The following is a 20,475-nucleotide window of genomic DNA, read 5'->3' on the forward strand; positions in this document are numbered from 1 at the left end:
CTAGTAATGCTCCTAAAAATGCAGTATTTAAAGCATTAACAGAAGGGGCTGAAACTATGGCTAAAAAATATGGAATGAGTGAAGTTAGAATACAGTTTAATATGGTAATGAATCAAAACCTTAAACACAATTCTCTTTGGGCTAGAGAATATGGATATTTCTTCAGTAGAGAGGGTGATACTGTTGTTTGGGAAAAAGTTTTACATTAATATTATGAATACAAAAGAATTTAAAGATAAAGCGATTGAGATTAGTCTTAAATGTGTAGACAAAGAACCAAAAGATTGGCTTACATTTAATGATAAAATGAATACACAATTATTAGATGATAGCTATAAATCCAAATTTGTTTTATTAGAAAAAAATGAATTACCTATTTTAAATTGTAGCTTAAATAATTCGTATTTATTAGTTACAACTGAAAGAGTTATTTCGATAATAGATAATAAGTATGATGAGGTGTATTCTAAAGATCTTGAAGGATTATGTAATGATTACGAAAAATTTAATTATAAAAATGAGAATAACCAACATCCTAAGACAAATTTTATATGTATTGAAAAGACTAATAAAGCAAAGTTGTTAGTAATTACAGATTCTTATTATCCAGCTTTTTTTGCTAAAATGCTAATATGTAATGTATTGCTATATAAAAAAGAAGGAAGGTGGTTTTTAAATCCAAGTAAAAAAACTTTGAATAGCAAAATTTAGATAACAATAAAAAGAGATTGACCAAAATCAGTCTCTTTTGTTATTTAACAATAAAAGTCTATACTTTGAAGTAGAAGGCAACCACAATTATTATGTTTCTGAGAAGGGGATTTTGGTACATAATACTTGTTGGACAGAAAGACTTGGAATGTTTATGGAATATGCAGCAAATATTGAAACTAAATCTCTTACGTCACAAGAGGCAACTATTAATCATTTAGAAAATGTTTTTAAAATGTTAGATAAGACCAGAACAGATGATAGAATTTTAAAATTTGTTGCTGATGATATGAGTAATGTCAAACTTGTGGGTAAAGGAGTTCTAGAGATAAGTCAAAAGAATGCAGGAGACGCAACTCTTGTATATCCAAATGGAGGTTTTCAAATATTCCAAAAAGGAAAAATAGTTATTAATAAAATAAAATAGTAATGATCGAAAATCTTAAAAATGCAATTTTCAATATTTCAGATTTTGAGTATATAAATTTTGTTCAAGACTCTACAAGTATAAAATTTATCTATCAGGATGTTATTGTTTACGGATATAAAGATTCTATTTCAGTTTTCTATGATGATACAGAAATGGGAGTTCTCACTCAATTAAAATTTATTAATAAAGAAAACTCCTTAAAAACATTTAGTGACATTTCGAATGCTTTAAGCTATATGTATTACCTTTCTAGGGTAACTTCCGATATAAGGTATACATTATATCATTACTTTTTACACCGATTGAAAGAAATAGAATTTAATTATACTCATTTTTCATTTGGTTTGGTTGGGAGTTATCGTAATTATTCTAAGGACAATCGAAGTATTCGTTGTGATTTTGAAGGCTTGAGTATAATGAATAAAAAGGTGAGATACAATTGTTTGATTATTTTTAATAATGACGGATCATGTAAGTTTTCTTTTTATCCTGAAGATCCAGAATGGAACGAAGAAAAAATATGTCCTAAAAGAGAAGTTGATAAAATTATAGAATATATTCTTAATCTTAAAGTTGATAATTATGAAGATATCCCATTAATAGAATCATAAGTAAAAAAAGAGTAGTCAAGGCTACTCTTTTCTTATTTTAGAATGAAAAACCTCTCCTGTAGAATCCATTAATTTCTTGGATGAGAAAGTAAAAGTCTATAACTTTGAAGTAGCAGACAACCATAATTATTATGTTTCCGAGAAAGGGATTTTGGTGCATAATAATTGTGAGAGATTTTTAGGACTGACGAATGATTTATATGCTGAAGGTCAATATTTTATGTATTCAAAAAATTATATTTCTGGAAATACATATACAAAATCTATTTCAACATTAATGAAAGCAACTGAATCTACAGATCTTAATTTATTAATAAAAACGATGTTTAACGAAGCAAAAAGTCATGGAGCAACAATGCTTGAAGTAAGAGGAACAGACATAATGAATAATAAAATGTTTAATGAAGCAATTGCTAGAAGACTAGGTTTCACCTTTGAAAAATTAAGCGAATCATCAATACGACTTACTGCACCAATTCCATAACAATATGAAAGTATCTATTTTAGAAGCGAAATTCAGAAGAAGTAAATTAGAACTCAATTATACATCACTTTGGAAATCTTTAGAAGTTTCTAAACAAAATATAATTCTTAGAAAAATAAATTTATTAACAGATGAAATACCTATAATTTCATTATATCTAAATGATCTTGATTGGTGGTTAATAACAAACCAGAATATTTATAATAGTTTTTTAAGCATTATAAACTTAAAAGAAGTTTTAAAAATTGAAATTCCTAGTAACATAAAGTTCCTTGATGAAAACTATATCTATATTTATTATAGTGAAAAAATGTTACCATTAAAACTTGAGCAAAGATCTTGGGTAATAATTACTGAAATAATAAAAAATTTGACGCACCTAAATATCATTATTAATAAAAATACTTCGATTTTAGAATAGAAAATATGATATAAATTTTTCCCCTATTTTATTCAAATAGGGGAAAAATACATTTTTAAGTCTATAACTTTGAAGTTGAAGGCAACCATAATTATTATGTTTCTGAGAAAGGGATTTTGGTACATAATACTTGTTGGACAGATAGAATGGCTCAATTTCTAGAATATGCTGCTAATATTGAAACAAAATCACTTACTTCACAAGAAGCTACTTTAAATCACCTAGAAGGTGTTCTTAAATTCCTAGATAAGACTAGAACAGATGATAGAATAATTAAATTAGTAGGAGAAGGAGCAAAAAATGTTGATATAGTAGATGGCAAAATGATAATTAAACAATTTAAAGCAGGAAACTCAACAATTATTAACCCAGATGGAGGATTCAGAATTTATAGAGATGGAAAGCTTATAATAGATAAATTTAAATAATTATGTTAGAAGAAATAAAATATTCATTATTTGATTTTGATGATTATAATCTAAATAGAAACTTTGAACAAAGTGACAATTATGTGAAATACGTTTATAAGAATGTTATTGTATTTGGAACTCAGGAAAATATTTCCGTTTATTATGATATTGAAGATATGAGAACTACAACGAAACTGCAATTTATTAATAAATATAATACTTTTAAAAAATTTAACAATACGCATACAGCAATTAGTTACACAAAATATCTTGCAAATGTAACAACAGATATTCGCTACGAACTATATCATTATTTCATGTTTAAATTAAAAGAGTTAGATATACAATATAAGACATTATTATTTAATACTGTAAATAATTATACAATCGAAAATATGATGCTTCGTTGTGATATAAGTGACTTATCAATAAAAGACAAAAAAATGAAATATAATTTTGTTGTTATTTTTAAAAAAGACGGTAAATGTGATTTATCTTTTTATCCTGAAAATCCTGTATGGGATGAAGGAAAAGGTTGTCCAGAAACAAATGTTGATAAAATTATAGAATATATTCTTAATCTCGATGTCGATAACTATGAAGATATCCCATTAATAGAATCATAAGTAAAAAAAGAGTAGCTATTAGTTACTCTTTTTTTAAGGAAACAACTTTAACTTTCCCTGTAGAGTCGAATGAGAAAGTAAAAGTCTATAACTTTGAAGTAGAAGGCAACCATAATTATTATGTTTCTGAGAAAGGGGTTTTGGTGCATAACAACTGTGAATGGACAAGCGCGATAGCAAAGACATTAGAAAATCAATCATCTGTTTTTACAAAACATCTTTCAGAACATTTCTTCGCAGGTGAATTTAATATTGGAGGTAGGCCTTTGTCGCACATGTTTCAAAAAGGACTATCATATAAAGATGTGTTAGAAGAAGCCGCTTTACGAATTGGAAGAGGGGAAGGTACTTTTGGTACTTCTTCTCGAGGTGTTTCGGAAATTATATTAGATTATGGAAGAGCAATAAATCAGTCGGGAACCACTACTCATGTTCGAATTTGGCTGGATGAAACTGGAACAAGTATTGGCAGTTTACATCCTTATATCATTAGATAAAAAATTTATATATGAATATAGATAAAAATATAGAACTTTTAGGTTTTCAACCTTATGAATTTACAACTTTTTTAGGAGGAAACTCTTTAACATCAGGCTATAAGTATAAAGGCGCATTCATTTGTGATATAATGCTTTATAAAGAAGACGGAAACTATTATGATTACGAAGATGAGGATGTAATTTTTTATAGTCCAACAGAGATTAATGAAAATGGAATGTTTTTCTTTAAACTAAAAAATAAATTTTTGTTGACAGAAAATGAGAATTTTCAATTTTTTACCAACTTTCAAATAGATAAAAAAGATTTAGATGTCATAATGATCGAAGCTGTTTCAAAAGAGAGCAATAATAAATATTACTGGACCTATTCAACAATGGATTATTTAATTGCAACAACAAATAAAAGATCTGAAGATATATATTTTGATTATTATCCTAACGAAATTGCTTTTGTTTTAAATAGGTTTTTACTCTTAAAGAATATTACCAAAAGTGATATAATAGATAAACTTCAATCTTTAAAGACAGAGGAAAATATAATTTCTGGATTTTATATATAATAGTAAAAGAGTTATTCCTTTAATGGAATAACTCTTTACTTATAACTTTGAAGTAGAAGGCAACCATAATTATTATGTTTAGGAGAAAGGGATTTTGGTGCATAACGATTGCGGTATCGCTGCAATTATGAATCGTTGCCTTCCCCATTAAAACAACTATTTCAATGTAAAGAATTTGCAGCAGAACTAATGTCACGAATGGCATCACAAGGGATAAAAGGAGAAATGGTAATTTTAAAATCTGATACTGGATATATTTGGTCAGAAACTTTAGACAAGAGTATTACAACTAATGGTGACCATGTTGGTGTAAAAGTAGGTAATATGGTATATGATAATATGTTTCCCAAAGAAGTTGAATATTCTAAATGGCTATATGATTTAGGAATTGGTTTTCCTAAAATGCAACCTCCTGTAGTAACTCCCTTTTAAATTTTTGAATTATGAATATAGAAGAATTATTTCCATACATTGAGAAAAGACCTCAAATGTATTTTCGTGGAAAGGATGTGTTTTATTTAGAAGCATTCTTAGGTGGTTATCTTTTAAATGAACATCTTAAGGATGAAAATTTTAAAAATGATTTTAGACATAATTTTTACGAATGGTTACAAAATAAGTTTAATCTTGAAAACAATGCAACTTGGGCTGATTTTATAGATATAATAAGTAAGAATGAAAATTTAAACTCTGTAGATGTTTTTTTTAGAGAATATCATTTATTTAAAAAAGAACATATATAAAATCAAAAATATTCCTTTACAGTAAGGGAATATTTTATTTTAAAGAAAAGTAAAAGTCTATAACTTTGAAGTTGAAGGCAACCATAATTACTATGTTTCTTAGAAAGATATTTTGGTACATAATAATTGTGGTATTGTTTGGAAAGGTTTTTCAAAAGGTGAATTAGGAATTCATTTTGCTAAGCATGGACTCGAATTTGGAGAGATCACACAAGGACAATATTTAAAATTAGCTAAAAATTTTGCTGCAGAAACTGGAGAGCATATTCAAGAACAAACAGTTAAAAATTTCTTAATAAAATTTAATTCTAATACTCAAGAGATTTTTGTGGGAAGAATGGATGTAAGAGAAATTAGAACGTTTTATAAAGCAAATCCTGCAATGACTGTAAAGACTCCATTTCAAGATGCACTTGATTATGCCGCAACTTTAATAAAATAAAATTATGATAGAATTAGATCTAAATTCAGCTATAAATATATTATCATTAGATGAATACTCAAAAATGACAATTCAAGAACGTGAAAAAATGATTGATGATGAAGGATTAGATAAAGAAGAATTATTTGAATATATAAGAGATAGATATATTGGAATAAGATTATCATATATAGAAGGGAAAATCAGAGATTTGTATCAACTGTCAATTGATGTTAAAGGTATTCCAAAAGAATTATTTACATGCCATTGTTGTAATTACAAAACGATTCTTGAAAAAGGGAACTATCAAATTTGTAAGGTGTGTTTTTGGGAAGATGATGGAGGTCATGATGAATCTAAGTATAGTCATGTAAATCATATGACATTAAAAGAAGCAAAAGATAATTTTAAAACAAAGGGAGCTATTTTAGACAGATTTTTAAAATTTGTAGACATTGAAGGCAAAGTAAAATATTATAAGAATGATTCTCTAATATAGATCAATAAGAGGCTGTACTTTTGTATAGCCTCATTTAATTCTATCTAAACGAAAGCTAAATAGAGGTTAAAGACTTTAGAAAAGGAATACTTCTTACTACTTTAGACAGAAAAACTTCTCCTGTAGAATCTATTAATTTCTTGGATGAAAAGGTAAAAACCTATAACTTTAAAGTAGAAGATAACCATAATTATTATGTTTCTGAGAAAGGAATTTTGGTGCATAACACTTGCTGGAAACATGAATAATGGGCATTTTTTACGAAGAAGTGACCAATATCGTGACCAATTTTCCAAAATAAAAAAGCAACTTACTGTAAATTAGCGAGTTGCTTTTGTTTGGTTGTAGACCCACAGGGATTCGAACCCCAACTGATGGTACCAAAAACCAGAGTGCTACCGTTACACCATGGGTCTGTATTATTTTTTGGTGAGGCAAAATTATAAAAAATATTTGATTGAAAAAATATTTTTTGCAAATCAATAGCGAAAAAACGAGTGTTTATCTATAATTGCATGATTTTTAATTAAATAGATGACGCAATGAATTATTGAAAAATAGTTTCAATGGTGGTGTTTTTTAATCACTAAATAATAAAATCTTATCTTTGCAAAAAATTGGGCTCCAAAAGTTGGAGATACCCATTAATAATTTCATTTATTAAACATTTTTATGTCAAATATTGTCGCAATCGTTGGGCGTCCCAACGTAGGAAAATCAACACTTTTTAACCGTTTACTAGAAAGAAGGGAAGCCATCGTAGATTCTACGGCTGGGGTTACCAGAGACCGTCATCACGGGAAATCTGACTGGAACGGAGTAGATTTTACAGTTATAGATACAGGCGGATATGATGTAGGAACGGATGATATTTTTGAAGAAGAGATCCGCAAGCAGGTTCAGTTGGCAGTAGATGAAGCTACGTCTATCATTTTTATGATGAATGTAGAAGAAGGTCTTACTGATACAGATTATGAGATCTACCGTCTGTTAAGAAGATCAAATAAACCGATCTACGTTGTTATCAATAAAGTGGATTCTTCAAAAGAAGAACTTCCCGCTACAGAATTCTACCAGTTAGGTATTGAAAAATATTACACACTTTCTTCAGCTACAGGTTCTGGAACAGGAGAGATCTTAGATGATATCGTTAAAGATTTCCCGACAACAGACTACAAAGATCCGTTTGAAGGTCTGCCTAAGATCACCATTGCAGGACGTCCAAACGTAGGGAAATCTACTTTGACCAATGCTTTGCTTGATGTAGAAAGAAATATTGTAACCGATATTGCAGGGACTACAAGAGACAGTATCCAGACGCTTTATAATAAATTCGGATACGAGTTTGTGTTGGTAGACACTGCCGGAATGAGAAGGAAGTCTAAAGTAAATGAAGACTTGGAATTCTATTCGGTAATGAGATCCATTCGTTCCATTGAATTTTCTGATGTGGTTATCATTATGGTAGACGCTACATTAGGATGGGAATCTCAGGATATGAATATTTTTGGATTGGCACAAAAGAACAGAAAAGGAATTGTGATTGTGGTGAATAAATGGGACCTTGTAGAAGACAAGAAAACCAATACCATGCGTGATTTCGAGAAAGTGATCAAAGATAAAATCGGCCAGTTCAGTGATATTCCTATTTTATTCATTTCAGCTTTAACAAAGCAGAGAATTTTAAAAGCTGTGGAAGTGGCTATGGAAGTTTTCGAAGCACGTAAAATGAAGATCAAAACTTCAAAGCTAAACGAAATAATGCTTCCTATTTTTGAACGCACGCCGCCGCCGGCCAATAAAGGAAAATATATTAAAATCAAATATTGTGTACAGCTTCCAACGCCGTCACCACAATTTGTATTTTTCTGTAACCTGCCGCAGTACGTAAAAGAACCTTACAAAAGATTTACTGAAAACCAGCTGAGAAAAGAATTCGGATTTACCGGAGTTCCTATTGAAGTGTATTTCAGACAGAAATAAAAAACAATCCCTTTTAGATTTTTCTAAAAGGGATTTTATTCATATTAAAGTTAATATTTTAAATAAAAAGTTTTTTCAGAATAATGAATACAATTGTATTGTCAAAACAATTTTCTTTAGTAAACTCCTGGATCAATGAGCTTAGGAATATAGACATCCAGCATGACAGAATGAGATTCCGTAGAAATATGGAACGTATAGGTGAGATTGCAGCTTTCGAGATCAGTAAAGGATTAGAATATAAAGAAGTAGAGATCCAAACGCCCTTAGATAAAATCAAAGTTCAGGAAATTGCAGTTCAGCCTGTGATTACCACTATTTTGAGAGCTGGAGTACCTTTATTTGAAGGAATCCTGAGTTATTTCGACAGAGCAGACTGTGGTTTCGTTGCCGCTTACAGAAAGCATGATGCCAATGACTATTTTTCGATCAAACAGGATTATCTCACCTGCCCGAATATTGAAGGAAGACCATTAATTGTAGCTGATCCAATGCTGGCAACAGGAGCCTCTTTAATTGAAGCCATTAAAGACCTTTTGACCAACGGAACTCCAACCCAGCTGCATATTGTTGTGGCCATCGCTTCCAGACAGGGCGTAGAAACCATTGAGAAAGCTTATCCTGATGCAAAAATTTGGGTAGGAGCCATCGATGAAGGCTTGACTTCAAAAGGGTACATCACACCAGGACTTGGCGATGCCGGAGATTTAAGCTACGGTGAAAAACTACAACGATAAATTAAGAAAGATTCCAGAAATCTTTCATCAGATCAAATAATAAATTAGGCCGTACTTTTTCCATAGGATGCTTGGTATCCGGAAGTATGGCCAATTTTGCATTTGGAATACTGCGGTAAGCAGCAATACTTTCCTCTATACTCACCATATTGTCTTTGTCTCCGGTCATGATCTGTACCGGAATAGCAATAGCCCAAAGACTACTTTCGTTCAGAGGAGGGTTTTTGCCAAGTGAAACCATCATCTCTGCAATAGCAGGCAGGAGCTGTTTCCATTGTGCTCCGTGTTGGTTTTCCAGCTGTTCGGCATAGCGGGGAACTTTCAGAAGAATAGCTTCCGGGTCAAGCATTTTACTTTCCTTTAAAGCCTGTTCCTCGGTCCAGTCGAATTTTGTACCCAGCGTCATGATCGAATGAATTCTTTCAGGATATCTTAGCGCGCAGCAAAGCGCTGCATAACCTCCCATACTGTGTCCGAAAATACAGACCTCTTCTAAATTTTCTTTTTCCAGATAATCTTTTACTTCCTCGGTATATTTTTCAATACTGATACCACTTTCCGCCAGTTCTGTATTTCCATGCCCGGAAAATAAAAGCGTATGGATATTAAAATATTCTGACAATTTCTTTTCGTAAGGCTTAAAAATATCACGGTGTCCCAATGCACCATGTAGCAAAAGCAGATTTTTCATGATCTAATAGTTTACCGGAAAATTAGGAAAAAGAATTGAAAGCAGAAAGGGAATTGAGTTGGAGGGTATGATTGTTTGAGAGTTTTAGTGTTGTGATGATTAATAACTAAACATCCACCGCCATCACCAAAACACTCACTTTATTATCACCAGCATTCAAGATCTCCCAGGCGATCGAGGAGACTGTGTTTCCGGTGGTGAAAACATCATCAACCAAAAGAACATGCTTTCCGGAAATAGGTTTTGAAAGAGAAAACGGATTAGCTGTCTCCAAACGGTGTTTTTTATCCTTCAGTGCTTGTGCTTTTGAATAGTGATTTCTTTGGATTAATTCATGGTCAAACGGAATATGATAAAACGTTGATAATGTTTCTGTAAATACATGCAACTGGTTATAACCCCGTTCCTTTAATTTTTTAGGATGAAGCGGAACAGATACCAGAATATCAGGTTTTTCATCATTGAAATTCAGACGTTCTGTAACCCAATGCGCAAGAGTTTTACCTGCATTTTCTCTGCTTTTGTATTTCAGTTCGTGGATGAGTTTTTGACTTAAGCTCTCTTGTTCAAAATTCATCAAAGCATACGTGTTTTCAACTGGAAACAGCAACCTGCATTTTTCTTTAATGAAATTTTCTCCAAAATAGTCAAAATGAGTAAAATGTATCTGTTCAAAACATAAACTGCAGACCAAAAGATCTGCGTCTATGATCCGGCTGCATTCAATACAGCGGTTGGGGAAAAATAAATCTAATATCATTATGTGTGTTTTTAAAATTAGAAGTTAGAAGCTAGAGATTAGAATTTAGTTGTTGAATTTGTAATTTTGCAACTATCACTCATCACTCATCACTCATCACTCATCACTCATCACTCATCACTCATCATTTGTTTCCTGATCTTCTCAATCGCATTCTTCATACTCAGGTTAAAATGCTCTTTTTCCAGTCGGACCGGCGGTGACTGCCGTACTTCACAATCCGGAATACTGCAGGACTCGCAGGTGACTCCTACATTAATTGTCTTTAAAGTCGGGGATTTTATAAAACCGATCTTTTTGATGGTCTGGGAGTTTAATAAAATTCCAAGGCAATAGCTTCGGTTGCTTCCATCTGAAAACGGATTTTTCTGTGAAGTGGAAATCACCAGATAACTTACCCCTTGATCCTTGTAATGGGAAATTTGGGCATCGGTCAGTGTCTCATTCTCCTTTAAATGGTGCAGGTTTTTTACTGCAATCCATCTTCGGCAATAGTGTTCGTTCATGGCATTGGCGTGCGGTGCCTGCTGATGATTCAGGTGAAGTTCCTTTAAGATCTGGATCTTATCTGAATTCTTTTTCTTAACCAAACACAGATAAAATAAATCCTTTATTCCCAATTCAGAAGAAAGCAGATTGGTCAGTCTGTAATAAAAGGTTTCCGGAGAATCTGTAAAGCTTTCAATCAGCTCTTCAAAGCTTTTCGGCTCCCAGGTGGGCTGGAGTAAAAAGTCTGAGGTTTTTTCAAGCGTTCTTTCCTTGGAAATTAATAAAGCTCCGGCAAAATAAGACGCATAAAAATTATTCAGAATTTCTTCAAAACTTCCGAAATCCAGCCACGAATATGTGTTGGGACGAATCTTCAACTCCAAAACATTAAACCCTATTTCTTTAGCCAGAATAAATGTTCTTTGATCTTTTTCAAGTTTCCGGTTCAACAGTAAAAGTTTCTGTTCAGGAACAAACAGCGAACGGAGATTATCCAGAATTCCAAACTGTTCAAAATCCTCCGACCGGATGCTGTAGTGAAACTTTTCCGTAAGAATACTTTCCAAAACAGAAGCTCTCAGGTCTTTGTTGATATCCAATCCGTTTTCTTTAATGAATTCAGCTGTTTTATCCTCAATTTCAGGGAAATAATTATCATACAGCTCCTGAAAAGATCTGAGTACGGCAAAATAAAAACGTTCTTTTCCTAAATTATAATTCTGTGAAATCTCAATCAATGCATTAATGAAAGCGGTTACCTTTTTAGGCGCATCGCTGATGATGCTGATCAGATTGTTTTTGCTGATTCCGAAAAGATCCAGTGGTACTTCCTTGAAAAAATCCGATTGCAGGATCTCGTTGAACGGGGCCAAACTTTTATCCAGTTTAGTAGAAACCAGTTCATCAAAAGTAGAGCCCAGTGATTCCGAAAGCTGGATGATTTTATCATGCTTCGGATATTTTTTTCCGTTTTCAATTTCATTAAGGTAAGATTTGGATAAACCGGTCTTTACTGCAAGATCCTGCAGAGACCAGTTTTTCTTTTGTCTCAGCTGTTTCAGCTTTAGTCCGAAAACTGTTTTGATAAAATCACTGTCTGAATTCATATTCAAATATAAATAATTGAATGCGATTATTCGCATAATAAATTTTAAAAATATTTAGCGAACGTTCGCTGATTGTGAAAATTTTTATTTATGTTTGTAACATCGAATCACAAAATCAATAGGTTATGGAAACCAGAACTCAATTAAAAATAAAAGCTAAGAAGCAGTTTGATGAAATATTCACTCCGGAACTGACCGATTTTCTGGTAGCCCTTCATCAGAATTTCAACCCAAAAAGACTGGCGCTTTTAGAAGAAAGAAAAAAAACACAACAGTTTTTTGATTTGGGAAATCTTCCTCAATTTTTTCCTGAGACTGAAGAGGTGAGAAGCGGAAGCTGGACCTGTGCATCACTTCCCGCTGACCTTTTAGATAGAAGAGTAGAGATCACAGGACCTGTAGACCGGAAAATGATCATCAATGCATTGAATTCCGGAGCATCAACCTTTATGGCTGATTTTGAAGACAGCAGCTCGCCAACCTGGGAAAACTGTATTCAGGGGCAGATGAATCTGGCGGATGCCGTAAGGCGAAATATAGATTTCACCGCTGAAAATGGAAAATCTTATCAACTCAATGAAAAAACAGCTGTTCTTCAGGTACGTCCAAGAGGCTTGCATCTCCCGGAAAAACATATGGAGATCAATGGTAAAGAAACATCAGGCTCGCTGACCGATTTTGGAATCTATTTTTTTAACAATGCTCAACAGTTATTGAAAAACGGAAGTGGTCCCTATTTTTACCTTCCGAAATTAGAACATTATAAAGAAGCACGCTGGTGGAATGATGTTTTTGTTTTTGCCCAAAATTATCTTGGAATTCCAAATGGAACCATCAAAGCAACTGTTTTGATCGAAACCATTACCGCTTCATTTCAGATTGATGAAATTTTATTTGAATTAAAAGATCACAGTGCGGGACTGAATTGCGGAAGATGGGATTATATTTTCTCGTACATCAAAAAATTCAGAAATCTTCCCGCGTTTATGGTACCGGACAGAGATCAGGTGACCATGGCCTCACCATTTATGAGTGCCTATTCAAAAAGAGTAATCGAGATTTGTCATAAAAGAAACGTTCATGCCATCGGAGGAATGGCTGCACAGATTCCCGTAAAAAACGATGATGAAGCGAACAACGCTGCTTTTGAAAAAGTAAGAAAAGACAAGGAACGTGAAGTGAAAAACGGTCACGACGGAACCTGGGTGGCACATCCTGCTTTGGTCTCCATTGCAAAAGAGATTTTTGACGAGCATATGCCAACAGAAAATCAAATCGATAAAAAATTTGAATACCATATTAAAGAAGCAAATCTGCTGGAAGTTCCACAAGGAGAAATCACCGAAAAAGGAGTCAGAAAAAACATCAATGTAGGTATTTTATATCTGGAAAGCTGGTTGATGGGAGTAGGGGCAGCAGCCATTTACAATCTGATGGAAGACGCCGCCACCGCAGAGATCTCAAGAACGCAGCTGTGGCAATGGTTACAAAACGAAGCTAAGCTTGATAACGACAAGGTATTGACCCGTGAAATGATTCTTCAATGGGAAGCTGAAGAAATAGATCACATCGAAAACTATGTAGGTGAACAGCGTTTCAAAAACGGAAAATTCAATCTTGCAAAAGAACTTTTCAACGAACTGGTATTTTCAGAAAAATTTGAAGAATTCCTAACCTTGAAAGCATACCCGTTCATTGCGTGAGAGCGTATATGAGTAGGAGAGTTTTGGAGTAGGAGTGTGGGTGAGTTTTTGGGTAGGAGAATTTTTAATGTAAGAGACTTGGTGGGTGAAAAAGCATGAAGATTCAATATATATTTTAAAACAATCTACACTAAATCATAAATTCTAACTCTAAAACTCTAAAACTCTAAAACTCTAAAACTCTAAAACTCTAAAACTCTAAAACTCTAAAACTCTAAAACCCTCTCACCCCTAATCCCTAACAAACAATAAATCAAAATATTATGAAAACAAGGCAAGAACAAATCCAGGCTTTAGAACAGGATTGGCTAAACAACCCCCGTTGGACCGGAGTAAAAAGAACGTATAGCGCTGAAGAAGTATTAAAACTTCGAGGCTCTTACAAAATAGACTATACCATTGCAACAGAAATGGCTAACAAATTCTGGGATAAATTAAATAATCAGGATTATGTAGCCGGACTTGGTGCCCTGACAGGAAACCAGGCGGTTCAGGAAGTGGATGCAGGACTGGAAGCGATCTATCTTTCAGGATGGCAGGTAGCTGCTGATGCTAATTTATCAGGAGAAATGTACCCTGATCAGTCATTGTATCCTGCGAACTCAGTGCCTTCTGTGGTGAAAAAGATCAATAATGCTCTGTTGAGAGCAGATCAGATCCAATCGGTGAGTGGAAACGGAGATAAAGAATATCTGGTTCCTATCATTGCAGATGCTGAGGCAGGATTCGGAGGCAACCTGAATGCTTTCGAGCTGATGAAACAGATGATCGAGGCAGGAGCAGCAGGCGTTCATTTTGAAGATCAGCTTTCTTCAGCAAAAAAATGCGGACACCTGGGCGGAAAAGTTTTAGTTCCTACTCAGGAAGCTATTAATAAACTGGTTGCAGCCCGTCTGGCTTCAGATGTATTAGGTGTTCCAAGTATTATTATCGCAAGAACAGATGCAGATGCGGCAGATCTTCTGACTTCAGATATTGATGAAAGAGACCGGAGATTTGTAACGGGAGAAAGAACCTCCGAAGGCTTTTACGTTGTAAACAATGGAGTAGAGCAGGGAATAGACCGCGGTTTGTCTTATGCGCCTTACGCAGACCTGATCTGGATGGAAACTTCTAATCCCGATCTGGAGCAGGCAAGAAAATTTGCAGAAGGAATTCATGCTCAGTTTCCGGGAAAAATGCTGGCTTACAACTGTTCACCGTCATTCAACTGGGCGGCAAGATTAAGTGTGGAAGAAATGGGTAATTTCCGTGAAGAACTTGCGAAAATGGGTTATAAATTCCAGTTTATTACACTCGCAGGTTTCCATGCACTGAATACTGCCATGTTTGAACTTGCTCTGGCATACAAAGAAAGAGGAATGGCAGGATATTCTGAACTTCAGGAACGTGAGTTTGCTCTTCAGCAGAAAGGGTTCAGAGCGGTAAAACACCAGTCGTTTGTTGGAACGGGGTATTTCGACGAGGTACAGAATGTGGTGACTAACGGTTCTTCCGCAACGGTTGCTATGAAAGATTCTACAGAAACAGCACAGTTTCATTGATCATTTTCCATATTATATAAAATTTTTCGAGGTGAACCTTCTCAGTTTTGGGAAGGTTTTTTGATTGAAATTAGAATTAAAAATTTAAAGTTTATATATTTGATTAGTAATGAAGAAGAAAGCATAATGGAATTAATGTATCAAAAACAGATTCAGGTAAGAGAAGAACATATTGATAAGAATCATCATGTCAATAATGTGCAGTATGTACATTGGGTAGAAGAAATTGCCGCTGAACATTGGGATTCTTTGAAGCACAAAACTGAATTTGCTGAATTCGCATGGATACTCGTTGATCACCATATTCAGTACAAAAAACAGGTGTTTTTAAATGATGTGATCACCATCAGAACCTATCCAAAAGCCCCAGAAGGCATAAAGCAACCCCGAAAAGTAGAATTCTACTGCAATGATAAACTCGTGGTGGATTCAGATACGCTTTGGGTATTGGTGGATATGAAAACACAAAAGATGAAAAGACTGGAAAGTGACTGGCTGGATACGATTGCAGAATAACCATATTCATTCTGTGGAAAATTTATAAGTGAGCGAACGTAATGGAATTTTAATGCTTTATTCATGTGTTTTGCCAAATTTTTAATGCTAAAATAATAGCTTTCAATATTGTTTTTCCCGATGTAATACGCAACTTATAATTATGTTTTATCCTATCTTTGCATTATGATACGTATTACAAAAACTTTCACATTCGAAACAGCCCATGTGCTGTACAACTATGATGGGAAATGTAAAAATATGCACGGACATTCCTATAAACTGTTTGTAACGGTAAAAGGAAGGGTGATTAATGATTTGGAGAATCCTAAAAATGGGATGGTAGTGGATTTCGGAGATATAAAGAGTATCGTAAAATCTGAGATCGTGGATCTTTGGGATCATGCAGTCCTTGTTAATGCATTGTCTCCCCATAAAGAACTGGGCGAAGATCTTGAAAATAAAGGTCATAAGGTGATCTATTGCAGTTTTCAGCCTACCTGCGAAAATATGCTGTATGCTATTGCTGCCAAAATAAAATCAAAACTTCCGGCTGAGGTTTCTCTGGCCTATCTTAAACTTCACGAAACAGAAAACTCTTACGGAGAATGGTTCGCAGAAGATAATAAGTAACAGTATTTTACTCATAAAAATTCAGACCGGTGTTAAAAACGATCATTAATTTAGAACCTGGAAAAAAAGTCTATTTCGCTTCAGACCAGCATTTTGGCGCTCCTGATCCTAAGGAAAGCAAAGTGCGTGAAGAGAAGTTTATCCGCTGGATGGACGAGATCAAGGAAGATGCCCAGGTTTTGTTTTTAATGGGGGATCTTTTTGACTTCTGGCACGAGTGGAAACATGTTATTCCAAAAGGATATGTGCGCGTTCTCGGAAAAATTGCAGAACTGAAAGACAGAGGAATCCATATCTATTTCTTTGTAGGAAACCATGATCTCTGGATGAAAGACTACCTCGAAGAAGAAATAGGATGTACCGTTTTTTATAAGAAGCAGTATTTTGAGATGGGTGGAAAAGAGTTTCTCCTGGCCCATGGAGACGGCCTCGGACCTGGTGACAAAGGATACAAAAGAATGAAAAAACTGTTTACCAATCCGGTAGCCCAGTGGTTTTTCAAATGGCTGCATCCCGATATTGCGATGAAAGTGGCCCTGTATCTTTCACAGAAAAATAAAATGATCTCCGGCGACGAGGACAAAGCCTTTTTAGGAGAAGAAAAAGAATTTCTGATTATCTACTCAAAAGAAAAACTGAAGACTGAGAAAATAGATTACTTTATCTACGGTCACCGCCACCTTCCGATGGTTCTGGATCTGGAACAGAAAGCGAAATATATTAATCTGGGAGACTGGATTTCCTATTTTACTTACGGAGTCTTTGAGCATGATTTTGAACTGAAAACGTTTAAAGACGGCACAAAAAAAAATTACCCCTGAGAGAGGTAATTTTCGAATGAACCGAAGTTCACTCTTGTTTTTAATCCATATTCCGAATTAATAATTGCAAGAAGTTTACCAAAGTTTAATTCTTCAATTAAAAAAATATTAAAAAAAATCACCTTTTTTGTAATTATCTCATTTTCAGTAGTTAGTGAGTTTTAAATAGTCTTTAAAATTGGAAAATATATTCAGCATACAGACAGAACAGGATTTCCTGGATGCATCGTTGGCCGCTTTTCATTACCAATATGAACATGTTGAGATATACAGAAAGTTCGTGGATTATCTGAAAATAAACCCCGATGAGGTCAATACGGTGACGAAGATTCCTTTTCTACCGATAGAAATGTTTAAAAACCATCAGATCCTGGACAAAAATGCGAAGACTGATTTGTTTTTTCAGAGTTCAGGAACGACGCAGATGAATCTTTCAAAGCATTATATTGCAGATCCTGATCTCTATGAACAAAGCATTTATAAGAGTTTTGAACAATTTATAGGAAAGCCTGAAGATTTTATTTTTCTAGGTCTGCTTCCGAGTTATCTCGAGAAACAGAACTCTTCTTTAATTTATATGGTGGATTATCTGATGAAGAAGTCTGCAAAACCGGAGAATGGCTATTTTCTTTACAATCATGCTGAGCTGTTTGAACTTTTAAATAATTTGAAAGATAAGAAGGTCATTCTTTTTGGGGTGTCTTTTGCTCTTTTAGATTTCCTGGATTCCGTGGAATCTCTTAATTTTTCTATTGCTGAATCTCAGAATCTAACGGTTATTGAAACCGGAGGAATGAAAGGACGAAAAGAAGAGATGACCAAAGATGAACTTTTGAAAATTCTTCAGAGCGGTTTTAAAACAGAGAAGATCTATTCAGAATATTCAATGACGGAACTGCTTTCGCAGGCCTATTCTTTAGGAAACAATGAATATCAATGTCCCAACTGGATGAAAATACTGGTGCGGAATGCAGAAGATCCTTTTTCCTATGAACAGGAGGGGAGAACCGGAGCGATCAATATTATTGATCTGGCCAATATCCACTCATGCTGTTTTATAGCAACACAGGATTTGGGTAAAACGCTTTCAGAAGACAAATTTCAGGTGCTGGGAAGAATAGATCATTCCGATATCCGCGGATGCAGTTTGCTGGTATCGTAAAATTCAGTTTTAAACAAATAATGACTCTTATTATGAATCTCATGAAAAATCTCTTTTTAATAGCATTGTTGATTGGGGTTTCTGATCTTTTATCTGCGCAGAAAAAGCAAGAAAAAGATATCTGGTCCGGAACTTATCTGGTGAATGAGATTAATAATAAAGTTTCCACGATTACAGATACTTTAGTGATGTCAAGAATTAAGGATGCCAATCCTAAAGAAATTCCGGCAAAAGAAGAGTCGGATCTTGCCCGATGGTCGATGACCTCAAAAAGAGATGGAGGTAAAGATAAAATCACAGTCAGGCGGTTTTTATTTGATGTTGAAGGTGACGAAGATGGCTATAAAGAATTTGGCTGGACAGATCTTCATAAGGAAGGAAAAATGAATTGTATCGATGGCGGACATTTTTTTATTTGCCAGACACAGCGCAATACGACCGTTATGTTCGGAAAAGATGAATCTTATTTTACCAAAACTGGTATTTTCGGGATTTGGCTGCATTATGGCGTCGTTGAACTGCAAAAGAGATAATCTGAATTTTAATTGTTATGCTGAAGATAGAAGAACTTGTTCACGCTTATATCCATTCACACTGCGATTTTGAAAAAGAAATTGTACTGACGAATTATTTCCAGGCCGACTGGGAAGCGGATATGCTGTTCATTGATTCTGAAGGGTTCAGTCATGAAATAGAGATCAAGCTTTCAAAGAGTGACTTCAAAAATGATTTCAAAAAAGCATACCTCAATAAAGAAACCGGCGAAAAATTCCTGAAACACGATAAAATCTCCTGCGGTGACTATATATGCAACGCGTTCAGTTTTCTTCTTCCGATGGGCATGATAGAACATGCTGTGATTCCTGGACATTGTGGGATTATTGAATTTTATCATAATGTAGACACCTGGGAAACGGAATTTTACCTCATACGCAGTCCCAAAAGAGTACATGAAGATCCTTACTGGAAACTGAATGATAAAGATCTTTTTATCCGGAAAATGGCGTTAAATCTGCTGCAGCGAAAAATGGAAATCAAGGGAAAACACGAAGAACTTATTTTTAAAAATCCTTTTGACATCAAAAAGATTAAATAAAAAACTCCTGCATTGCACTGCAGATACAGCTGCAAAAAAAATCCTGTCGTCTGACAGGATTTATATTGAAATCAATGATACTATTAATCAGTCACTTCAGCAGTATCTCTCTGAAGTAAGAATTTGTAGATCAATCCTCCTACGATTCCTCCTGCAATAGGCGCTGCCCAGAACAGCCAAAGCTGTGACATCGCAAGCCCACCCGTGAAAACAGCCTGTGAAAGCGATCTTGCCGGATTTACCGAAGTGTTCGTGATAGGAATAGAAATTAAGTGAATCAGCGTTAAAGCAAGACCAATAGCGATACCTGCAAACTTTCCGTTAGCCCACTTGTCTGTAGCTCCCATAATAACAATCAGGAAGAAAGCGGTTAATAAAAATTCTGCAAGGAATGCAGCGCCCATACTGAATGCTTTTCCGTTATAGACCGCTTCTCCGTAGAAATTGGTCGCAAAAGCTCCCGGTTTTGAAAAATCTACCACACCTGCACCGTTAAGGATAGCGTACAGGCATCCTGCTGCTGCAAGAGCTCCAAGACACTGTGCTACGACGTAAGGGATAAGATCTTTTGCAGAAAATCTGCCTCCTGCCAAAAGTCCGAAAGATACTGCCGGATTGAAATGTCCGCCAGAAATGTGCCCGACAGCATAAGCCATCGTAAGAACAGTAAGACCAAAGGCCAAAGCCACACCTAAAAGGCCAATACCGATATCGGGAACTCCGGCAGCAAAAACTGCACTTCCGCAGCCACCGAAAACAAGCCAAAATGTGCCGAAAAATTCAGCAAAAAGTTTTTTTATCATATGTTTATTATTTAAAAGTATCTCAAATGTAAAATT

The 20,475-nt window shown here is 34.5% G+C and carries 29 protein-coding genes, 1 tRNA gene and 3 pseudogenes; 28 read left to right on the forward strand and 5 right to left on the reverse strand.

The window, feature by feature from the left end; all coding sequences use genetic code 11:
• Nucleotides 1-74: 74 nt before the first annotated feature.
• The 18 genes and pseudogenes from NZD88_RS09050 (at nucleotide 75) to NZD88_RS21360 (ending at nucleotide 6,664) form a co-directional block, all read left to right on the forward strand.
• The gene (locus NZD88_RS09050) at nucleotides 75-209 is read left to right on the forward strand and encodes a hypothetical protein (protein WP_259828815.1); all 135 of its coding nucleotides are present in this window, start codon (nucleotides 75-77) and stop codon (nucleotides 207-209) included.
• Nucleotides 210-213: 4 nt separating this feature from the next.
• The gene (locus NZD88_RS09055; protein WP_259828816.1) at nucleotides 214-711 is read left to right on the forward strand and encodes a hypothetical protein; all 498 of its coding nucleotides are present in this window, start codon (nucleotides 214-216) and stop codon (nucleotides 709-711) included.
• A gap of 37 nt (nucleotides 712-748) precedes the next feature.
• Nucleotides 749-1,138: a hypothetical protein gene (locus tag NZD88_RS09060; protein WP_259828817.1), complete on the forward strand. Its 390-nt coding sequence runs from the start codon at nucleotides 749-751 to the stop codon at nucleotides 1,136-1,138.
• A 2-nt stretch (nucleotides 1,139-1,140) separates the two neighbouring features.
• The gene (locus tag NZD88_RS09065; RefSeq protein ID WP_259828819.1) at nucleotides 1,141-1,752 is read left to right on the forward strand and encodes a hypothetical protein; all 612 of its coding nucleotides are present in this window, start codon (nucleotides 1,141-1,143) and stop codon (nucleotides 1,750-1,752) included.
• Between the two features lie 76 nt (nucleotides 1,753-1,828).
• Nucleotides 1,829-2,236: an HINT domain-containing protein gene (locus NZD88_RS09070; RefSeq protein WP_259828820.1), complete on the forward strand. Its 408-nt coding sequence runs from the start codon at nucleotides 1,829-1,831 to the stop codon at nucleotides 2,234-2,236.
• A 4-nt stretch (nucleotides 2,237-2,240) separates the two neighbouring features.
• Nucleotides 2,241-2,657: a hypothetical protein gene (locus NZD88_RS09075; RefSeq protein ID WP_259828821.1), complete on the forward strand. Its 417-nt coding sequence runs from the start codon at nucleotides 2,241-2,243 to the stop codon at nucleotides 2,655-2,657.
• A 65-nt stretch (nucleotides 2,658-2,722) separates the two neighbouring features.
• A pseudogene (locus NZD88_RS21345) lies at nucleotides 2,723-2,782 on the forward strand (hypothetical protein); the annotation flags it as partial.
• Nucleotides 2,783-2,803: 21 nt separating this feature from the next.
• On the forward strand, nucleotides 2,804-3,085 hold the full coding sequence (locus NZD88_RS09080; protein WP_259828822.1) for a hypothetical protein: 282 nt from the start codon (nucleotides 2,804-2,806) through the stop codon (nucleotides 3,083-3,085).
• 2 nt (nucleotides 3,086-3,087) lie between these two features.
• Entirely contained in the window at nucleotides 3,088-3,693 is a 606-nt protein-coding gene (locus tag NZD88_RS09085; RefSeq protein ID WP_259828823.1) for a hypothetical protein, read from the forward strand.
• Nucleotides 3,694-3,710: 17 nt separating this feature from the next.
• Nucleotides 3,711-4,190, forward strand: coding sequence for a hypothetical protein (locus NZD88_RS09090; protein ID WP_423738659.1), 480 nt, complete (start codon nucleotides 3,711-3,713; stop codon nucleotides 4,188-4,190).
• An 11-nt stretch (nucleotides 4,191-4,201) separates the two neighbouring features.
• Entirely contained in the window at nucleotides 4,202-4,753 is a 552-nt protein-coding gene (locus NZD88_RS09095) for a hypothetical protein (RefSeq protein ID WP_259828825.1), read from the forward strand.
• Between the two features lie 37 nt (nucleotides 4,754-4,790).
• Nucleotides 4,791-4,835 (forward strand): annotated as a pseudogene (locus tag NZD88_RS21350) (hypothetical protein); the annotation flags it as partial.
• Between the two features lie 53 nt (nucleotides 4,836-4,888).
• Nucleotides 4,889-5,185, forward strand: a complete 297-nt coding sequence (locus NZD88_RS09100) for a papain fold toxin domain-containing protein (RefSeq protein WP_259828826.1) — start codon at nucleotides 4,889-4,891, stop codon at nucleotides 5,183-5,185.
• An 11-nt stretch (nucleotides 5,186-5,196) separates the two neighbouring features.
• Nucleotides 5,197-5,496, forward strand: a complete 300-nt coding sequence (locus NZD88_RS09105; RefSeq protein ID WP_259828827.1) for a hypothetical protein — start codon at nucleotides 5,197-5,199, stop codon at nucleotides 5,494-5,496.
• Nucleotides 5,497-5,548: 52 nt separating this feature from the next.
• Nucleotides 5,549-5,599 (forward strand): annotated as a pseudogene (locus NZD88_RS21355) (hypothetical protein); the annotation flags it as partial.
• Between the two features lie 9 nt (nucleotides 5,600-5,608).
• Nucleotides 5,609-5,938 carry a hypothetical protein gene (locus tag NZD88_RS09110; protein ID WP_259828828.1) on the forward strand — a complete coding sequence of 110 codons (330 nt, stop codon included), beginning with the start codon at nucleotides 5,609-5,611 and terminating at the stop codon, nucleotides 5,936-5,938.
• Nucleotides 5,939-5,942: 4 nt separating this feature from the next.
• A complete protein-coding gene (locus NZD88_RS09115) occupies nucleotides 5,943-6,416 on the forward strand; it encodes a CPCC family cysteine-rich protein (protein ID WP_259828829.1) in 474 nt (157 codons plus the stop codon).
• Between the two features lie 59 nt (nucleotides 6,417-6,475).
• Nucleotides 6,476-6,664 carry a polymorphic toxin-type HINT domain-containing protein gene (locus NZD88_RS21360; protein WP_423738660.1) on the forward strand — a complete coding sequence of 63 codons (189 nt, stop codon included), beginning with the start codon at nucleotides 6,476-6,478 and terminating at the stop codon, nucleotides 6,662-6,664.
• A gap of 97 nt (nucleotides 6,665-6,761) precedes the next feature.
• Here the strand turns inward: NZD88_RS21360 and NZD88_RS09120 are convergent.
• A tRNA-Gln gene (locus NZD88_RS09120) sits at nucleotides 6,762-6,832 on the reverse strand.
• 256 nt (nucleotides 6,833-7,088) lie between these two features.
• On the opposite strand from NZD88_RS09120, the gene der reads away from it, so the two are divergent.
• Both der and upp read left to right on the forward strand, forming a co-directional pair.
• The gene (gene der / locus NZD88_RS09125; protein ID WP_169236389.1) at nucleotides 7,089-8,399 is read left to right on the forward strand and encodes a ribosome biogenesis GTPase Der; all 1,311 of its coding nucleotides are present in this window, start codon (nucleotides 7,089-7,091) and stop codon (nucleotides 8,397-8,399) included.
• Nucleotides 8,400-8,482: 83 nt separating this feature from the next.
• Nucleotides 8,483-9,136 carry a uracil phosphoribosyltransferase gene (gene upp / locus NZD88_RS09130; protein WP_169236390.1) on the forward strand — a complete coding sequence of 218 codons (654 nt, stop codon included), beginning with the start codon at nucleotides 8,483-8,485 and terminating at the stop codon, nucleotides 9,134-9,136.
• 1 nt (nucleotide 9,137) lies between these two features.
• Here the strand turns inward: upp and NZD88_RS09135 are convergent, their stop codons facing one another.
• From NZD88_RS09135 to NZD88_RS09145, 3 genes are all read right to left on the reverse strand, one after another.
• Complete coding sequence (locus tag NZD88_RS09135; RefSeq protein ID WP_259828830.1) at nucleotides 9,138-9,827, reverse strand: alpha/beta fold hydrolase; 690 nt, start codon at nucleotides 9,825-9,827, stop codon at nucleotides 9,138-9,140.
• A 106-nt stretch (nucleotides 9,828-9,933) separates the two neighbouring features.
• Nucleotides 9,934-10,587: a ComF family protein gene (locus NZD88_RS09140; protein ID WP_259828831.1), complete on the reverse strand. Its 654-nt coding sequence runs from the start codon at nucleotides 10,585-10,587 to the stop codon at nucleotides 9,934-9,936.
• A 110-nt stretch (nucleotides 10,588-10,697) separates the two neighbouring features.
• Nucleotides 10,698-12,182 carry a helix-turn-helix domain-containing protein gene (locus NZD88_RS09145; RefSeq protein ID WP_259828832.1) on the reverse strand — a complete coding sequence of 495 codons (1,485 nt, stop codon included), beginning with the start codon at nucleotides 12,180-12,182 and terminating at the stop codon, nucleotides 10,698-10,700.
• A 125-nt stretch (nucleotides 12,183-12,307) separates the two neighbouring features.
• Between NZD88_RS09145 and aceB the strand changes: the two genes are divergently transcribed.
• From aceB to NZD88_RS09185, 8 genes are all read left to right on the forward strand, one after another.
• Complete coding sequence (gene aceB, locus NZD88_RS09150; protein WP_259828833.1) at nucleotides 12,308-13,885, forward strand: malate synthase A; 1,578 nt, start codon at nucleotides 12,308-12,310, stop codon at nucleotides 13,883-13,885.
• 263 nt (nucleotides 13,886-14,148) lie between these two features.
• Nucleotides 14,149-15,429 carry an isocitrate lyase gene (aceA, locus tag NZD88_RS09155; RefSeq protein WP_259828834.1) on the forward strand — a complete coding sequence of 427 codons (1,281 nt, stop codon included), beginning with the start codon at nucleotides 14,149-14,151 and terminating at the stop codon, nucleotides 15,427-15,429.
• Nucleotides 15,430-15,555: 126 nt separating this feature from the next.
• Nucleotides 15,556-15,945 (forward strand): acyl-CoA thioesterase, encoded by a 390-nt coding sequence (locus NZD88_RS09160; RefSeq protein ID WP_259828835.1) that lies wholly within the window; start codon nucleotides 15,556-15,558, stop codon nucleotides 15,943-15,945.
• A 165-nt stretch (nucleotides 15,946-16,110) separates the two neighbouring features.
• Nucleotides 16,111-16,557: a 6-carboxytetrahydropterin synthase QueD gene (gene queD / locus NZD88_RS09165; RefSeq protein ID WP_169236397.1), complete on the forward strand. Its 447-nt coding sequence runs from the start codon at nucleotides 16,111-16,113 to the stop codon at nucleotides 16,555-16,557.
• Nucleotides 16,558-16,586: 29 nt separating this feature from the next.
• Nucleotides 16,587-17,378 carry a UDP-2,3-diacylglucosamine diphosphatase gene (locus NZD88_RS09170; protein ID WP_259828836.1) on the forward strand — a complete coding sequence of 264 codons (792 nt, stop codon included), beginning with the start codon at nucleotides 16,587-16,589 and terminating at the stop codon, nucleotides 17,376-17,378.
• A 178-nt stretch (nucleotides 17,379-17,556) separates the two neighbouring features.
• Nucleotides 17,557-18,540 carry a LuxE/PaaK family acyltransferase gene (locus tag NZD88_RS09175; protein ID WP_259828837.1) on the forward strand — a complete coding sequence of 328 codons (984 nt, stop codon included), beginning with the start codon at nucleotides 17,557-17,559 and terminating at the stop codon, nucleotides 18,538-18,540.
• Between the two features lie 41 nt (nucleotides 18,541-18,581).
• Entirely contained in the window at nucleotides 18,582-19,073 is a 492-nt protein-coding gene (locus tag NZD88_RS09180; protein WP_259828838.1) for a phosphate ABC transporter permease, read from the forward strand.
• 17 nt (nucleotides 19,074-19,090) lie between these two features.
• Nucleotides 19,091-19,636: a hypothetical protein gene (locus NZD88_RS09185; protein WP_259828839.1), complete on the forward strand. Its 546-nt coding sequence runs from the start codon at nucleotides 19,091-19,093 to the stop codon at nucleotides 19,634-19,636.
• Nucleotides 19,637-19,719: 83 nt separating this feature from the next.
• Here the strand turns inward: NZD88_RS09185 and aqpZ are convergent, their stop codons facing one another.
• On the reverse strand, nucleotides 19,720-20,436 hold the full coding sequence (gene aqpZ / locus NZD88_RS09190; RefSeq protein WP_259828942.1) for an aquaporin Z: 717 nt from the start codon (nucleotides 20,434-20,436) through the stop codon (nucleotides 19,720-19,722).
• Nucleotides 20,437-20,475 lie beyond the last annotated feature (39 nt).

It is taken from the genome of Chryseobacterium pyrolae, from assembly GCF_025153485.1.
Lineage (GTDB): Bacteria > Bacteroidota > Bacteroidia > Flavobacteriales > Weeksellaceae > Chryseobacterium > Chryseobacterium antibioticum.

Bases quoted from the DNA above. Each gene is read 5' to 3' on its own strand.
- NZD88_RS09050 (WP_259828815.1), top strand. From the start codon at position 75: ATGAGTGAAGTTAGAATACAGTTTAATATGGTAATGAATCAAAACCTT.
- NZD88_RS09055 (WP_259828816.1), top strand. From the start codon at position 214: ATGAATACAAAAGAATTTAAAGATAAAGCGATTGAGATTAGTCTTAAA.
- NZD88_RS09065 (WP_259828819.1), top strand. From the start codon at position 1,141: ATGATCGAAAATCTTAAAAATGCAATTTTCAATATTTCAGATTTTGAG.
- NZD88_RS09075 (WP_259828821.1), top strand. From the start codon at position 2,241: ATGAAAGTATCTATTTTAGAAGCGAAATTCAGAAGAAGTAAATTAGAA.
- NZD88_RS09080 (WP_259828822.1), top strand. From the start codon at position 2,804: ATGGCTCAATTTCTAGAATATGCTGCTAATATTGAAACAAAATCACTT.
- NZD88_RS09085 (WP_259828823.1), top strand. From the start codon at position 3,088: ATGTTAGAAGAAATAAAATATTCATTATTTGATTTTGATGATTATAAT.
- NZD88_RS09095 (WP_259828825.1), top strand. From the start codon at position 4,202: ATGAATATAGATAAAAATATAGAACTTTTAGGTTTTCAACCTTATGAA.
- NZD88_RS09105 (WP_259828827.1), top strand. From the start codon at position 5,197: ATGAATATAGAAGAATTATTTCCATACATTGAGAAAAGACCTCAAATG.
- NZD88_RS09115 (WP_259828829.1), top strand. From the start codon at position 5,943: ATGATAGAATTAGATCTAAATTCAGCTATAAATATATTATCATTAGAT.
- der (WP_169236389.1), top strand. From the start codon at position 7,089: ATGTCAAATATTGTCGCAATCGTTGGGCGTCCCAACGTAGGAAAATCA.
- upp (WP_169236390.1), top strand. From the start codon at position 8,483: ATGAATACAATTGTATTGTCAAAACAATTTTCTTTAGTAAACTCCTGG.
- NZD88_RS09135 (WP_259828830.1), bottom strand. From the start codon at position 9,827: ATGAAAAATCTGCTTTTGCTACATGGTGCATTGGGACACCGTGATATT.
- NZD88_RS09140 (WP_259828831.1), bottom strand. From the start codon at position 10,587: ATGATATTAGATTTATTTTTCCCCAACCGCTGTATTGAATGCAGCCGG.
- NZD88_RS09145 (WP_259828832.1), bottom strand. From the start codon at position 12,182: ATGAATTCAGACAGTGATTTTATCAAAACAGTTTTCGGACTAAAGCTG.
- aceB (WP_259828833.1), top strand. From the start codon at position 12,308: ATGGAAACCAGAACTCAATTAAAAATAAAAGCTAAGAAGCAGTTTGAT.
- aceA (WP_259828834.1), top strand. From the start codon at position 14,149: ATGAAAACAAGGCAAGAACAAATCCAGGCTTTAGAACAGGATTGGCTA.
- NZD88_RS09160 (WP_259828835.1), top strand. From the start codon at position 15,556: ATGGAATTAATGTATCAAAAACAGATTCAGGTAAGAGAAGAACATATT.
- queD (WP_169236397.1), top strand. From the start codon at position 16,111: ATGATACGTATTACAAAAACTTTCACATTCGAAACAGCCCATGTGCTG.
- NZD88_RS09180 (WP_259828838.1), top strand. From the start codon at position 18,582: ATGAAAAATCTCTTTTTAATAGCATTGTTGATTGGGGTTTCTGATCTT.
- NZD88_RS09185 (WP_259828839.1), top strand. From the start codon at position 19,091: ATGCTGAAGATAGAAGAACTTGTTCACGCTTATATCCATTCACACTGC.